Genomic DNA, 13,775 nt, shown 5'->3' on the forward strand with positions numbered 1-13,775 from the left:
GGGTTGGCCAGGCCTCGGCAAGCTTGTATTCTGCTGGGCTTGGCGTATACTGGGGTTTATGTTTTGTCGGGAATACCGTGTTGGACGGGATTGGCAGGCGGGGATGGTGCCCACCAAGCCACCCTGGTGATCCCGCCATTCGTTGGGGCGTGTTGGGGGTCGTGTAAAAATACCGGAGTCAAAGCGATGTCGGTCGGCGAGTGGGTCAGCGGTCAAGTCTTTAAACTCGTTCATCGTCACAACCTCGTTTATAACACCTGCTGGGAGGATCCGCGATTAGACCGCGTGGCCCTCGACATCGGCCCGGACGACACAATCCTGGTGATCACTTCCGCGGGTTGTAACGCCCTGGATTACGCGCTGTTGGGCCCCCGCCACATTTACGCTGTGGACATGAATCCCCGTCAGAACGCTCTTTTGGAGTTGAAAATGGCGGGGATTCGGCATCTCGATTTTGACACGTTTTTTCAGATCTTCGGTCAGGGACGTTGTCGCGGGATCAAGCAGATTTATGAGCAGCATCTGCGACGGGACTTGAGTACCTTTGCCCGCCGCTATTGGGACCGTCATATCCACCGGTTTTTTGGAAAGAAGCGTTCCTTTTATTTCCGAGGGACGGCGGGAACATTTGCCCGGGTGATGAACACGTACATCAATAAAGTGGCTCGTGTGCGCCCATGGGTGGATCGGATCCTCGAGGCCAAGACCCTCGAAGAGCAGCGCGAGATTTACGAGAAGTATCTGAAAGAACAGGTGTGGACGCCGCTTTTGCGGTTTCTGCTCAGCCGGGACGCCATGCTGTCGCTGGTGGGTGTACCCCGGGCGCAGCGCAAACAGATCGAAATGTACTATCAAGGGGGTGTGGCCAAATACGTCCAGGATTGCGTGGAAGCGGTGTTTGCCAAGCTGCCTATTTCAGACAACTATTTTTGGCGGGTGTACATCACAGGGAGCTACACGCGGGAGTGCTGTCCAGAATATCTCAAGGAAGAGAATTTCTACAAATTGAAAGAGGGACTCGTCGATCGCATCACCACACACACCAACACGGTGGAAGGTTTTCTCGTCGAAAACGAGGTCGCCATCAGCAAATACGTGCTCCTCGATCATATGGACTGGTTGGCTGGACGGTTCTTTCCACTCTTGGAGGCTGAATGGCAGGCGATATTCGATCGAGCCAGGCCGGGAGCGCGGGCGATCTGGCGGAGTGGAGGGTTGCGGACCGACTTTGTGGATCGTGTGCGGGTCCACATCAATGGTCGGACGGTCAGCTTGGGAGAGCAACTCACTTATCATCGTGAGCTCGCCGAGCAGTTGCACGCCCGGTGCCGTGTTCACACTTATGGAAGTTTCTACATTGCCGATTTGAACACCTGAACAGTCATCGGCCGATTATCACGAAAGCCTCTCCGAGATGGGTCTGTGGAGTGATCTGAAGATTCTGTATCACATGGTGTTCCGCCCGGGACGTGGTCGCGACCATGCCGAGCGGATGGAAAGTTTTTATGGGCCTCAGGCCGAGGCATACGACAGTTTTCGTCGGCGATTGCTTCAGGGACGCGAGGAGCTCTGGTCGAAACTGGGCATTCCTGAAGGAGGAGTATGGGTTGATTTTGGTGCGGGGACGGGCTCGAATGCTGAATACTTCGGCGAGAACATAGAGCGCCTGCGAAAAGTGATTCTGGTCGATCTCTCAAAATCTCTTCTCGATGTGGCTCAGAAACGCATCCAGCAGCATGGCTGGCGGAATGTGGAAACCCGCCTTGCGGATGTCACGACTTTCACCCCTGAGGAGTCCGTGAACGTCGTGACGTTTTCGTATTCGCTCACGATGATTCCCGATTGGTTTGCGGCTGTGGATAACGCGTGGCGTATTCTGAAGCCCGGTGGGCGGATTGGGGTAGTGGATTTTTATGTCTCGCGGAAGCATCCCGCCCCCGGAATGCGGCGGCACGGCACGTGCGCCCGGCTCTTCTGGACATTCTGGTTCAATTACGACGACGTTTTTCCATCTCCAGACCATATCCCGTATTTGCGCTATCGCTTTCGGGAGGTTTTCCTGGAAGAACGTCGGGCCAAGGTGCCGTATTTGCCTCTGGCGCGGGCTCCCTATTACATTTTTATTGGGGAAAAGAATACCGATTTGACGCCCGATCTGCCGGTTTGATGGGTGTGAGTTCGGAAATGGCTGTGGGCAGAAGTGAATCTCCTTGGCATGCAAAAGGACTATTCTGTATAGGGTAGCCGCACAATGGCTTTTGTTCTGAGGCCAGGTCTTTTGCACACCAGGGTGACCAAAGTGGCACTTGGGGGGTCTACAGGAGGGGGTGGGTTGCCGGGAGATAGGACGGTAGAGTAACGTAATGGCTATTCAAGCGGGAGCTCATTGACCATACGATACTCCGGTTTTTCTGCGGGAAGGAGTCCATCACGATGACCCCGGGTCGTAATCGCGTGGCGCTTGCTTTGATGGCGCACCCGGATGATGCAGAGTTCTGTTGTGGCGGTACGCTCATTCGGTTGCGGGAGCTGGGCTGGGAGGTGCACATTGCCAGCCTGGCGCCGGGCGATTGTGGAACGATGACCGAGAATCGCTGGGATATTTCCAGTCGCCGGACGCGAGAAGCCACGGCCGCTGCCCAACTGATCGGCGCCACCTATCATTGTCTCGATGAGCACGACGGATTCATCGTGTACGACAAGCCCACCATTCAAAAGGCGGTGGATCTGTTTCGACGAATTGCACCCGGTCTGGTGTTCACTCACGCCCTGCGGGACTACATGATGGATCATGAAATGACAGCCCTGGTGGCCCGAGCGGCCAGCTTTCTGCACGGTGCTCCCAATGCCTCGGCCTTCCCGCTTAAGGAGAATACAGCCGTCCCATATCTCTACTATTGCGATCCACCGGAGGGGCTCGATCCTTACGGCCAGGTTATCGCCCCGACGACCTACGTTGATATCTCCGCTCAGTTGGAAAAGAAGGCGGAAATGCTGGCATGCCATGCCAGCCAGCGGGAATGGTTGCGATCCTACCACGGAATGGATGAGTACATCGAATCGATGCGGCGGCACGCTGTGTTTCGCGGGAAGGATGTGGGCGTCGCCGCCGCTGAAGCCTTTGTGCAGCATCGAGGACATGCGTATCCCCGAGACGATATTCTGTCGGAACTGTTTCCGCTGAGGCGATAGTTTTCTGGTGCGATTGGTGGGTGATTCATACACATCACCCAAACCATCTCAAGGGGCCGAGGTGTGGTGGGTCACACCCAATTAGTGACGGGAAAGGCGGACCGGAGAAAACGGTTGAACACGCGGTCAGATGCATAGCCCTGACCCAATAGAGAGGGTATGCAGTGGTAAGCGCCGGGGCTTTGGCAGGCTCATGGGAATGATAGTCAATGGGCGGGTGTGGGGTTTCACCATAAGAATCGGCCGAGGGGAAAACCATGGCGAAGAAAAAAACACAAGTAAAAACAGGTGCAGCCGCCGTGACGGCCAAAGATTTAACGCCGCGGGAAAGACAGGTGATCCGGCTTATCAGTTTGGGCTGCTCAGTGAAAGAGGCGGCCGCCATCCTTAAACTGGCGCCGAGTACCGTGGACAACCACAAATCAAACGCAATGAAGAAGTTGGGGGTTAATAAGTTGCCACTGGTCACACGGATGGCAATCAAGTTGCGCATTAGCCCGCTCAACGATCGTCTTACGCCCCTTGAAAAACGCCGAAGTGGGCGAAAGAACGATGGCTGGAACTGATGCCCGCGTGCCGGTGCCACGATGGGTGACTGGCGACGAGCTTTTCGCCATCTTGTTTCTAGTTGGCTGGGGAAGATTGGGCAGGTCGCGAATCCGGATGTGAGTCTTGCGGTTGGGTTGGCTCGTCCTCTGTTGGTGTACTTTCCTGGACGGCTGGCTTAGCGCTGTTGATTGGCCTTACTAGGACGAGGCGAACGTGATATGTCGTCGTCTCCTTGTTTGGGAGCGCACCAAGTGGCGGCATCGGTCTACCTTCCGGTTGTGCCACTTTTGCAAGGGGTGCAGCTTGGCCAGGAAGGCTCTCCTGTTGGCTTCCGTCCACACCGGCGGAAAGTTGTCGGGCTCCGGGAATCACGGCCCTCTGCTGAGGACCAGGAGGGACCGCACCTGTTTTCACCTGGGATTCCGTTTCAGAGATCGCCCCAGGGGCCAATGGTTTGCCCACCGCAGGTGCCCTCACCTGAGCGAGTGAAGCGAGCGACTCGGGCAACTGGATGTCTTTCACCCAGGAACGGCTTCCAGCCAGCTCATCGAGGACCGCCTTGAGCTGTGGCTCCGTAGCCGAGAACTCAAGTACGGCGACCTGCTGATCGTCTTCGCGAGTTAGCTGGAGATGGATTCCAGGTGGGAGGCCGCTCTTCTCGTCCGACGCCACGAACTGGTCGCTTGCGGAACCTCGCTGAAGGTGACCGGCGAATTCCCAGGGATTCCCGGTCACAGCGTTGTCGGGGATCGCTTCACGCCGCGCCACCAAGCGTTCCACAAGTGTCTGCAGGGGCGCATCGGGGACCAACCGGCAGCGAATTTCCGCGGTCAGCGTTTGTACTTGTGACGCCCGATCGGCTGCCGGTTGCCGAACGCTCCGATCAGATGGCCCGACTGGGCGGATACCCTCGATCACCAGAGGCCCGGGGGGAGCGTCGCTCCGCCCAGCGGGGACGGAGGCGATCGATTCGCCTGACGGCGCTCCGGGGACTTCGGGAGCCGAAGCAATCGGAGCATGTTCCGCCCTTTCCATCTGAGAAGCCGGCCCAAACTCCTCCCTTAACTCGAGCGCCTCTTGAGCTCGGCGCGGCGCGGAATCGACGGAAGGGCCGCCTCCCATAGAGGGTGCCGCTTTCAATTCCGGGACGGCCTTCTGAGCCAAGACAGGAGAGCGAACGTTTCCGAATTCCTGCTCCTGCGGCGCCATGGGGTGGAAACCCACCTCGCGGGGGCGCCTTTCAGGGTACAGAAGGAGAATGGCCAGCCCGATAGAACCCGCCAGAATGGCCCAGCCAAGATTTCGTGGACGGAAAATCCGCCGGGCCAGCGAAGACAGCTCTTGCAGCTGACCTCGCTTCCCCCGGATCGGTGTATTTCCGATTGCTTTGGAGGGGACTCCTTCGAGCAGAATTCGCTGTTCTGCTGTCTCCAAAACGACGGGGGCAAGATTTTGCGGGCAGCGAACGCTCGGTAGGCTGGCAAGAAGGTCCCGCTGCCTGCGAAGCCGCTCAAGAAGCTGACGGGCTTCCGGATCGCGCGAGAGCCACTGCTCGACGTGGAGCAACTCCTGGGGGGTTAACTCCCCGTCGAGGTAGGCGCTCAGGAGCTCTTGATCAGGCTTGCGCGACATTGGTATTTATCCAGCGCGATCCGAAATTGATGTACCCGCCATATCGGTGAGTCAAAAATGCATCGGGATGTTCAGCGGTGGATTTCGATCGTTAGTCGGCTTTGACCGCAAGGGCGAGGAACCCAGTTTACCGACCCTTTCGATCTTTACCGAATTTTCACTGCCGAATCTTTGACGCATGATCTGTCGGGTAAGTTCCCGTGTTTTGGATCCGATGTCAAGGGTAATTCGACTTTTTGATCGCCCGGTTGGTAAGGATACCGCTGAGGCCGTCCTAACAATCTCACTGGACCGGGTAGTCGGGATTGCGCTTACCCGAGTAACTGATTCGCTCGTCGAAAAACCTGACAATCACCTCAATTACTTTGGCTGCTGCGACCAGTCAGAATAACTCGTTCTCCCATGCCTTTAATCTTTCATAGAGTTCCATTCGGGCACGGTGGAGGAGACTCCTTACAGTTCCCACCGGAATATCCAGAATCGTGGCAATTTCCTCGTAGGAGTACCCTTCCAAGTCCCTTAATGCAAGGATCGCGCGATGGTCTTCCGACAGGGTGGCGATGGCCCGCCTGACCCGCTCGCAGCGTTCCTGAACCTGAAGTTTTTCTATGGGGGATTGGTCTGGGTCGGCCAGTTGATGTCCCTGGTCACTGGTGAGTTGATCGAACGATTGTGTGGATTTGCGCCGCCGATGATGAGTGGCCGCCACATTGAATGCAATTCGGTACAGCCACGTGTAAAAGGCGCTGTTTCCCTGGAAAGAGGGGAGGTTTAGGAAGGCCTGCACGAAGGCCTCCTGTACCACATCGAGGGTTTCATCGGCATCACCCACCACGTGCAGCATGGTGTTGTAGAGCCGGTCCTGATATTTCTGGACCAGCTTGCCGAACGCAGCAGGGACACCTGCCAGAGTTTCTCGGATCAGATCCTCGTCCTCTTTCACTGTCGTTCCATATTCCCGGTCTGCCCGCCGGATTTTTGGGCCCTGACGCCGTTCCGCCTTGTACCCAGCGATCGTCTATTCATCATGAGGCGCGGGAGAAGGTCTGTCAAACGGTCCGAGCGATGACGCGATTAAGCCGCCGATCGGTGCGGGTCAGATCCCGCGTCATCCGTCGAGAAGAGAACAGCCGCATTTTGCCCGGCACTTTCGGATCCCCGCTCGCCCGGACAGGACGACGTGTCGTGAGCGGGAGTTCCGTGCCAAACTTGGACAAGTCCGTTGCGTTCGATGCGGTAGGTGATGCCGCGCCAGGAGACCGATCGACGCAGGCCAGCAGAAATGCTGAGAACGAACCCGAGGGTAGCAATGAGCGAGTTGGCCACCCGATCCCACCAGAATATCCTTTGGAAAGGAGGCTGGTGGGCGAGTTGTGGAAAGTAAGCGCTGGCTGCTGCCGCACGGAATTCTGCCCTGACCCAATTCAGAATGAAAAGGACGCTAGCTGTGGCCAAGCCGGTCCATCGAACAGAATTCCCACCTAAAACCGTTGCGCTGATAGCTGTCCAGAAAACGAGGATGTGGTAATTTCCTACCAAGGTGTCGAACAGCCACCAGGCGGGCAGGACATGCCGGAGCAGGAAATACTGGCGATGGATAAAAGCGATCATTTCTCGGATCGAAGAATAGCACGCGGTGGCGACAAGGCAGGCGGGTTCGTACTGCACTCGCAAGCCGCGACGCAATAAAAGGCGAGCCACCACGAGATCATCACAGATTTGGCCTTCCCACGCGTCCCGAATGCCAAGCTTTTGAAAACTTTCTCGGGTGGTGGCCCAGGTTCCTCCCCAAACAAGATTGGGCGTCTTGCCCGCCATCAGCATGGCGTAGGCTGCGTTGAGGGAAGAGACGACCGCCTCGCGGAAGGTCCCCTGCGTGGGAACAAACCAGCGGTAGCCGGTGACAGCGGCCGACCGAGACTCTTCCAATCGGCTTACGAGAGCCCTTAACCAGCTCGGCGAGGGCGAGGCATCTGAATCGGCAAACACCAGATATCGGATGGACTCGGGAATCGCATGGGTTGCGGCGCGAAGGTTATGAACTTTTTGAGCCTCGTTTGTGGCCGGCCCTGCCACCACCAGTTCGGCCGGAACGTGCGGGTGTTCACTGATGAGACGCTCAATCACGCCCAGGGCCGGGTCATCTTGTGATTGCACGACGAATCTGAGGGAATAGTTGGTGTAATCTTGAGAGAAAAAACCGGCCAGATTCTGTTCGAGATTGTGTTCCAGACCGCGACAGGGGATGATGACCAGGGCCTGACCGGTGGGGTGACCATAGGCCTTTTTTTGGAGTCGGCGCGCTGCGTAACGATAATGCTCAAACGCCTGAAGGGCGAGGAGCACCAGTTGAACGGCAGCCAGGACACCCGCCAAGATTAAGCCGAGTGAAAACCCATCCATGGACTGTGCCTTATTGGAACTTGTTTCCCGTTTTCCCACTCCGTCTTTCGGATCAGCATAGGCATGAAAGGGCGCAAGTGTCAACACGAGAGGTGTGATCCACCAGGGTAAAACTGGACGAAGTCCTTAATCACGGGGATCTGTGCCAGAAAAAGAAGCTCGCCGGAAGCGCGGAGGGGCTCGGGGCCGCCACAAGCATTTGACTTCGGATGAAAGACAGGCAACCCACAGTCGGGTAGACTGGATTGCGTTAGGTTGCCCCCGACGAGCTACTAGGACTTTCGGTATGGGATGCGGGAGGTTCGTCCCGAGGAGCGTTAAATGGGCTTTCCGCCGACGGCCGGTTCGTTTCCGGGACCAGGACAATACGGTTCATTCGTGGGTTACCAGTGGCACCGGAAGGCGAGCCTAACAGGGTTTGTGCCGACGAACCGCTCCGTTGCTGGCGGATTGCTTCCCATTGTTCTAGCGTCATGAGAACTTCCCGAGCTTGTGAACCATTGTACGGTCCGACGATGCCGTCTTCCTCCATGTAGTCGATGAGTCTGGCCGCTCGTCCGTACCCGATGCCTAGGGCGCGCTGGAGAAGCGACACGCTTCCACGCCCTTCCCGAATGATGATATCTACGGCGGCTTCATAGAGTTCGTCGCGGGCTGTCAAAGCACCTTTTTGGCCCTGCTCCGGCAGGGATGGTTTCAACTGAACGAGCTCCTGGACGTACTCCGGTTCGTGGACGGCCACCGCATCAATGACGCGATTGATTTCGTCGTCGCTGACGTACGTGCCCTGACCCCGAATGAGGGTACTGGTACCTGGTCGCAGGAACAACATGTCGCCGTTACCCAACAGTTTTTCGGCCCCCATTTCGTCGAGCACAACGCGACTGTCCACCCGGCTGGCTACCTCAAAGCAAATGCGGGCGGGCAGGTTAGATTTGATCAACCCGGTGATGACGTCCACGGTTGGTTTTTGTGTGGCCAGCACGAGGTGAATTCCCACCGCCCGGCTTTTCTGTGCCAGCCGAATAATGTGGGTTTCCACCTCTTTGGCGGCGGTCATCATGAGGTCGGCCATCTCGTCAGCAATGATGACAATATAGGGCATATGGGTGGGGATTTGGGCGCGTTCCTCGTCGGTTTCCGGGCGCATGCGGCGCATCAATTCTTCCTCGCCGAGCTGGTTGTAAACGCTGAGGTGACGAACTCCGGCTCGCGCGAGAAGGGCGTACCGTTCCTCCATTTTTTCTACGGCCCAGGCCAGGATGGCTTCCGCTTTACGCATATCCGTAACGACGGGATGCATGAGATGCGGTACCCGTTTGTAAGGGCTGAGCTCCACCATTTTGGGATCGATGAGAAGGAGCCGCACTTCGTCAGGTGTCTTGGTCATCAGGATGGAAAGAATAATCGAATTGAGACAGACGCTTTTGCCGGTTCCCGTGCGACCGGCAATAAGCAGATGCGGCATTGTGGCCAGGTCCACCACCATGGGGTGTCCGGCCACGTCCTTGCCGAGAAATATCGGAATCCGCATGGCCTGGTATTTGCCGTGGCTTTCCTCAATAACCTCCCGAAGACGAACGATTTGCCGCTCGTTGTTGGGCACCTCAATCCCCACCGTGTTTTTGCCGGGAATGGGTGCGACGATCCGAACACTGGGCACGCGCAGGGCGATGGCCAGATCATCAGCGAGAGCCGTAATCTTGCTGAGCCGCAAACCGGCTTCCAGTTCCACCTCAAATTGGGCGATGACAGGACCTGTCTGGATCTCTACTACTCGCACGTGATAGCCAAAGTCGGCGAACGTCTTTTCCAGGATTTGGGCTTTTGCTCGAACTTCCTTTTCTTGCTCTTCAAACCGGAAAGGCTCGGGCTCCAGAAGTAAATCGATGGATGGGAGCTTATATTGCACCGGTCGCATTGCGCGGGCATCGGACTCAATCTCTTCAAGGAGCTCCTCGCGAGGAGGTTTCGTAGGTTTGCGGATGCGGGGTTCGCTCACCCTGCGTTCCGCCGGTTTGGAACCGCTCGGGGACTCCTCCTCTGTTCCCTGTGCCAGAGTAACCGGAGCGACCTGGGCTGGTTTTTTGACGACAATGGCGCGGGCACTGTCACCTTCGCTCTCGACATTCCTCCGCTCGTCCCCAACAGCGGGAGTAGTTTGTATTTCGTCGGAAGTTGTAGTTTTCGCTTTCTCCAAGGGGGCCGTCCCCTCGAATGGTCTGCGGAACACGCCGTAGCCTTCCGCAACCACCAACAATCCGCGGAGAATCCCTTTAACCGGCCAGAAAGCTGCCGCGGCAACGGCGCGAACCAGCGACAGATCGGTCCACAGGAGGAACCCCAGAGAAAACATTCCAAAGAACGTTCCCACTGCTCCCAGATAGCCGAACCGCTGTTCCGCAACGTAGCGGACAAGGAAACCAAGGTAGCCGCCAGGGCCTGCGATGCTTCCTGGACTCCATGAGTGGAACACACAGTCCGTCAGCCCCAGGAGAGACACCAGCGACACGAGCCAGCCAGCGATTCGGGTGTTAACGCGCGTGACGGGCTGTCGCATTAGCAGGGTTATGCTGGTAATGCAGAGACTGACAACCAGATACCACGCTCCAAGTCCCAGCCACTCCAAGAGGTGGAAGGCAACCGTGGCACCCATCGGACCACAGACGTTGGACACCTGCGTATGAGAGGGGAAAACGAGATCACTGGGGGGATCTGCGGGGTCGAAGGTGATTAAGCTCGCCCCCAAAAACAGTGTGATGGCAAGGAGCACGAGGGCCAGTAAATCTCGGCGCAGTTCAGAGTGAAACGACATAGGAGTTTGGACGACCGACTGGGCGAGAGGTGGCTTCCAACGAGGATGGAATACCCCAGAGGCGCATCGGCAATCGACCGTCTGCAGGAAAAGGCAATCTGGCTCAAGCGTCTGTACCAGTACGCTCGTTTCCCTTTACGTGAGCCACTTGAGCCTTGCCATGGTAAAAAATTTTCCAGTCCGCGTAACACGGGTAATCATCTCTATTAATACATTCGCGGAAAACCGTATTCTTCCCTCCTTGCCAGCCAGCGTCCGAATGCGGATATTACCGGGGTGAATCAAATCGCTCCCAGAGCGAGCCTGGCATCCAGCCCAGAAATGACCCTGCTAGGTTTCCGTTGTTACCCTTCCAAGTATCGTCCTTCCGGAACGAGGAGGCAAAGCATGCGAATGAAAGTTGTGATGGGTTTGGTCTTTGTTGTCGGCACGTTTGCGAGCGCCTGCGGCGAAAGTATTTGGCAGGAAGGGGAACACCCGACTTCTCACAAGATGAATCGCCACCCTTGGTGGTACGATCAGGTGAAGAAAGACTTCCTTTCCGGCGGCGATTGGATCAGCAATTTTTCAGAAGAGAAAGAAGGAACCGTCGAATACCGAATCGGTGTGCAAGATGGCGGAGAGTACGTACTGTGGCTACGCATCAATCCGGTACGGACTCGAGTGTCGCTGAGCATTGACGGTGCCGGTTGGCGGGAACTCGATCTCTCCAATGCCTTAGAGGTCACGAACATCGCCGCGGACGGCAAAATTGATCTGCGGTTCATCGGCTGGGTCAATGCCGGGCGGGTGACGCTTGCTCGCGGTGAACACACTATTGCCTTCCGTTTCCATGGAGAATTACAGCACCACGGCGGTTTAGACGCCTTTGTTCTCACCAACGAGCGGTTTTCACCCAAGGGGCTGGCTAAACCAGGTTCACCGGAAACCGAGGCGGATGTCGTGACGGAGGCTGGAACCTGGCCCTTCCAGCCCAATGAAGATCCGATCCGGCCCGGAGCACTCGTCGACCTTCGGGATCTCAATGAGCCAATCGCCGGCGAAAAAGGTTTTATTCGCCTGTCTCCTGATGGAATGAGTTTTGTTCGCGGAGACGGGCAGCCCATTCGTTTCTGGGGAGTCGTGGATTACGGCTGGCGAATGGAACCCGACAGGATGCAGCGACATCTCCGCTGGCTGGCCAAACTGGGCGTGAATATGGTCCGGGTGCACGCCCAGTTATGCGTGGAAAAAGAGGGAGCCCGATTAACAGATGTGGATGAAAAGGTCATCGATCAGATCCAGCGGTATGTGGCGGAGTGTAAAAAGCACGGCATTTACGTGACGATCTCTCCCTACTGGTCGCACACGCAGAAGATTCCGGCAAGTTGGGGACTCGATACGTACACGGGCCACTCCGGGCCGGAGGGGCTCATCTTCTTTGAAGAAAAGCTTCAAAACGCTTATAAAACCTGGGTCAAAGAACTTTACACGCGTCCCAATCCCTACACTGGCATCCCGCTTTCGCAGGATCCCACGGTGGCGATCATTCAAGTGCAAAATGAGGATAGTATCCTCTTCTGGACTTCTCAAAACATTCGGGAGCCGTTTGCCGGCAAGCTCCGCCAACTGTTCGCGCGCTTCTTGATAAAGAAGTACGGCTCACTGGAAAAGGCTCAGGCGGCGTGGGGTGGAGCTAAACATGACAAAGACCGTCCTGAAGCTGGTGAAATGTGGATGGAAATCATCTGGCGGATGACCTCTCAGGCGCCAAAGCCAAACGTCGCCTGGGCAAAACGGCTGGCTGACCAGCTCGAGTTTATGAGCCGTCTGCAATACGACTTCTACGCTGACATGGCGAAGTATTACCGCGAAACGCTGGGATGCAGGCAGCTTCTCAACGCAACTAACTGGCGGACCGCCGATCCCGTGTTGCTCGAAGATTGCGAGCGCTGGACCTACACCGCGATGGATGTGTCGGCGATTAATCGTTACACGGGAGTCATTCACATCGGTCCCAATGACGGCTGGCGGATCGATCCCAACCACTTTTATTTGAGTCAGTCATGCCTGCTTAATCCGGACGAGTTTCCCGGCGCTCTCAAGCAAACCGTCGGCCAACCGATGATCCTCACCGAAGTGGCCTGGGTTCACCCCGGTTTGTATCAAACGGAGGGGCCGTTCCTGGCCGCAGCATACATGTCGCTGACAGGGGTGGACGCTTTTTACTGGTTCTCGTATGGCGACGAATTTTGGACAACGGATCCCGTCTGGCCATGGTGGAAGGTAGGCGGACTCAACTCTCTCAAAAAATGGGAAGGCTCGGTTCCAACTCAGGCGGGAATGTTTCCTGCGGCCGCTCTCGCCTATCGGCTGGGATACATTCGGCCGGCAGAGGGACCCGCTGTTTATGAAGAGCGAAGTCTCCAGGGAATGTGGGAGCGTCGCGTGCCCATCATCGCGGAAGCGGGGAAATTTGATCCGAATCGGGACCCGGGGGATTTCGCGCCCCAATCGCCAATCAAGCAGGAGGTGGATCGGCTGGCGTTCTTTGTGGGACCGGTTCATGTTAAGTTCGGCGGCGAGGAAAAGAACAGCCGGGTGGTTGATCTATCCCGCTATATCGATCGAGAAAAAGGTCTCGTCCGCAGTATGACGGGGGAAATCACGCTTGATATCCGCAACGGGGTGTGCATAGTGGATACGCCCAAATGCCAGGGGTGCACAGGATTTCTCAAGCGTGCGGGTGGGCGATTCGGCTTGGATGATGTGACGATCACCACGGACAACGATTATGCCACCATCATGGTCGTAGCGATGGACAATCGCCCGCTGCGGGATTCGGAGAAGGTCCTCGTTCAGCTGGGAACCACTGCTCGAATGACCGGCTGGACTGAACGTGATGCCACCTTCGAGTCGGGAGGGCAGAAGCTCCAAGGCAAGCAGATTCTCGATACGGGGCGACCGCCATGGCGGTTGGCAGATAACCGGGTCAAGCTCTCACTGAATAATCCGGCCCTGCGACGAGCTATTGTTCTGGACGTGGATGGATATCCCCGGCACGAGATCTCTCTGGAGCGTCAAGGCGGCGAGGTTATTCTCGATGCTCCTCCGGACTGCCTCTATGTGATTTTGACAAAATGAACGGTAAGCGCAGCGACTTAAACTGGCGAGCCGAAGAAGCCAGATTTACGGGGGTAGTTCC

At 56.7% G+C, this 13,775-nt stretch carries 9 protein-coding genes; 5 read left to right on the plus strand and 4 right to left on the minus strand.

Annotated elements, in window-relative coordinates:
* Positions 1-186: 186 nt before the first annotated feature.
* From ABJK56_RS11325 to ABJK56_RS11340, 4 genes are all read left to right on the plus strand, one after another.
* The gene (locus tag ABJK56_RS11325; protein ID WP_347244777.1) at positions 187-1,377 is read left to right on the plus strand and encodes a BtaA family protein; all 1,191 of its coding nucleotides are present in this window, start codon (positions 187-189) and stop codon (positions 1,375-1,377) included.
* A gap of 37 nt (positions 1,378-1,414) precedes the next feature.
* The gene (locus tag ABJK56_RS11330; protein ID WP_347244778.1) at positions 1,415-2,167 is read left to right on the plus strand and encodes a class I SAM-dependent methyltransferase; all 753 of its coding nucleotides are present in this window, start codon (positions 1,415-1,417) and stop codon (positions 2,165-2,167) included.
* Between the two features lie 266 nt (positions 2,168-2,433).
* The gene (locus ABJK56_RS11335) at positions 2,434-3,192 is read left to right on the plus strand and encodes a PIG-L family deacetylase (protein ID WP_347244779.1); all 759 of its coding nucleotides are present in this window, start codon (positions 2,434-2,436) and stop codon (positions 3,190-3,192) included.
* 257 nt (positions 3,193-3,449) lie between these two features.
* Positions 3,450-3,758, plus strand: a complete 309-nt coding sequence (locus ABJK56_RS11340) for a LuxR C-terminal-related transcriptional regulator (RefSeq protein ID WP_347244780.1) — start codon at positions 3,450-3,452, stop codon at positions 3,756-3,758.
* A 58-nt stretch (positions 3,759-3,816) separates the two neighbouring features.
* On the opposite strand, the gene ABJK56_RS11345 is transcribed toward ABJK56_RS11340, so the two are convergent.
* The 4 genes from ABJK56_RS11345 to ABJK56_RS11360 form a co-directional block, all read right to left on the minus strand.
* Positions 3,817-5,373 (minus strand): hypothetical protein, encoded by a 1,557-nt coding sequence (locus ABJK56_RS11345; RefSeq protein ID WP_347244781.1) that lies wholly within the window; start codon positions 5,371-5,373, stop codon positions 3,817-3,819.
* A gap of 382 nt (positions 5,374-5,755) precedes the next feature.
* Positions 5,756-6,316, minus strand: a complete 561-nt coding sequence (locus ABJK56_RS11350; protein ID WP_347244782.1) for a sigma-70 family RNA polymerase sigma factor — start codon at positions 6,314-6,316, stop codon at positions 5,756-5,758.
* 131 nt (positions 6,317-6,447) lie between these two features.
* Positions 6,448-7,776: a glycosyltransferase gene (locus ABJK56_RS11355; RefSeq protein ID WP_347244783.1), complete on the minus strand. Its 1,329-nt coding sequence runs from the start codon at positions 7,774-7,776 to the stop codon at positions 6,448-6,450.
* Between the two features lie 250 nt (positions 7,777-8,026).
* The gene (locus tag ABJK56_RS11360; protein ID WP_347244784.1) at positions 8,027-10,591 is read right to left on the minus strand and encodes a DNA translocase FtsK 4TM domain-containing protein; all 2,565 of its coding nucleotides are present in this window, start codon (positions 10,589-10,591) and stop codon (positions 8,027-8,029) included.
* A gap of 387 nt (positions 10,592-10,978) precedes the next feature.
* On the opposite strand from ABJK56_RS11360, the gene ABJK56_RS11365 reads away from it, so the two are divergent.
* Positions 10,979-13,714 (plus strand): hypothetical protein, encoded by a 2,736-nt coding sequence (locus tag ABJK56_RS11365; protein WP_347244785.1) that lies wholly within the window; start codon positions 10,979-10,981, stop codon positions 13,712-13,714.
* Positions 13,715-13,775: the final 61 nt, after the last annotated feature.

The organism is Thermogutta sp., from assembly GCF_039793925.1.
Lineage (GTDB): Bacteria > Planctomycetota > Planctomycetia > Pirellulales > Thermoguttaceae > Thermogutta.

Coding starts and splice junctions, on each gene's coding strand:
- ABJK56_RS11345 (WP_347244781.1), bottom strand. CDS start 5,373: ATGTCGCGCAAGCCTGATCAAGAGCTCCTGAGCGCCTACCTCGACGGG.
- ABJK56_RS11360 (WP_347244784.1), bottom strand. CDS start 10,591: ATGTCGTTTCACTCTGAACTGCGCCGAGATTTACTGGCCCTCGTGCTC.
- ABJK56_RS11330 (WP_347244778.1), top strand. CDS start 1,415: ATGGGTCTGTGGAGTGATCTGAAGATTCTGTATCACATGGTGTTCCGC.
- ABJK56_RS11355 (WP_347244783.1), bottom strand. CDS start 7,776: ATGGATGGGTTTTCACTCGGCTTAATCTTGGCGGGTGTCCTGGCTGCC.
- ABJK56_RS11325 (WP_347244777.1), top strand. CDS start 187: ATGTCGGTCGGCGAGTGGGTCAGCGGTCAAGTCTTTAAACTCGTTCAT.
- ABJK56_RS11365 (WP_347244785.1), top strand. CDS start 10,979: ATGCGAATGAAAGTTGTGATGGGTTTGGTCTTTGTTGTCGGCACGTTT.
- ABJK56_RS11335 (WP_347244779.1), top strand. CDS start 2,434: ATGACCCCGGGTCGTAATCGCGTGGCGCTTGCTTTGATGGCGCACCCG.
- ABJK56_RS11340 (WP_347244780.1), top strand. CDS start 3,450: ATGGCGAAGAAAAAAACACAAGTAAAAACAGGTGCAGCCGCCGTGACG.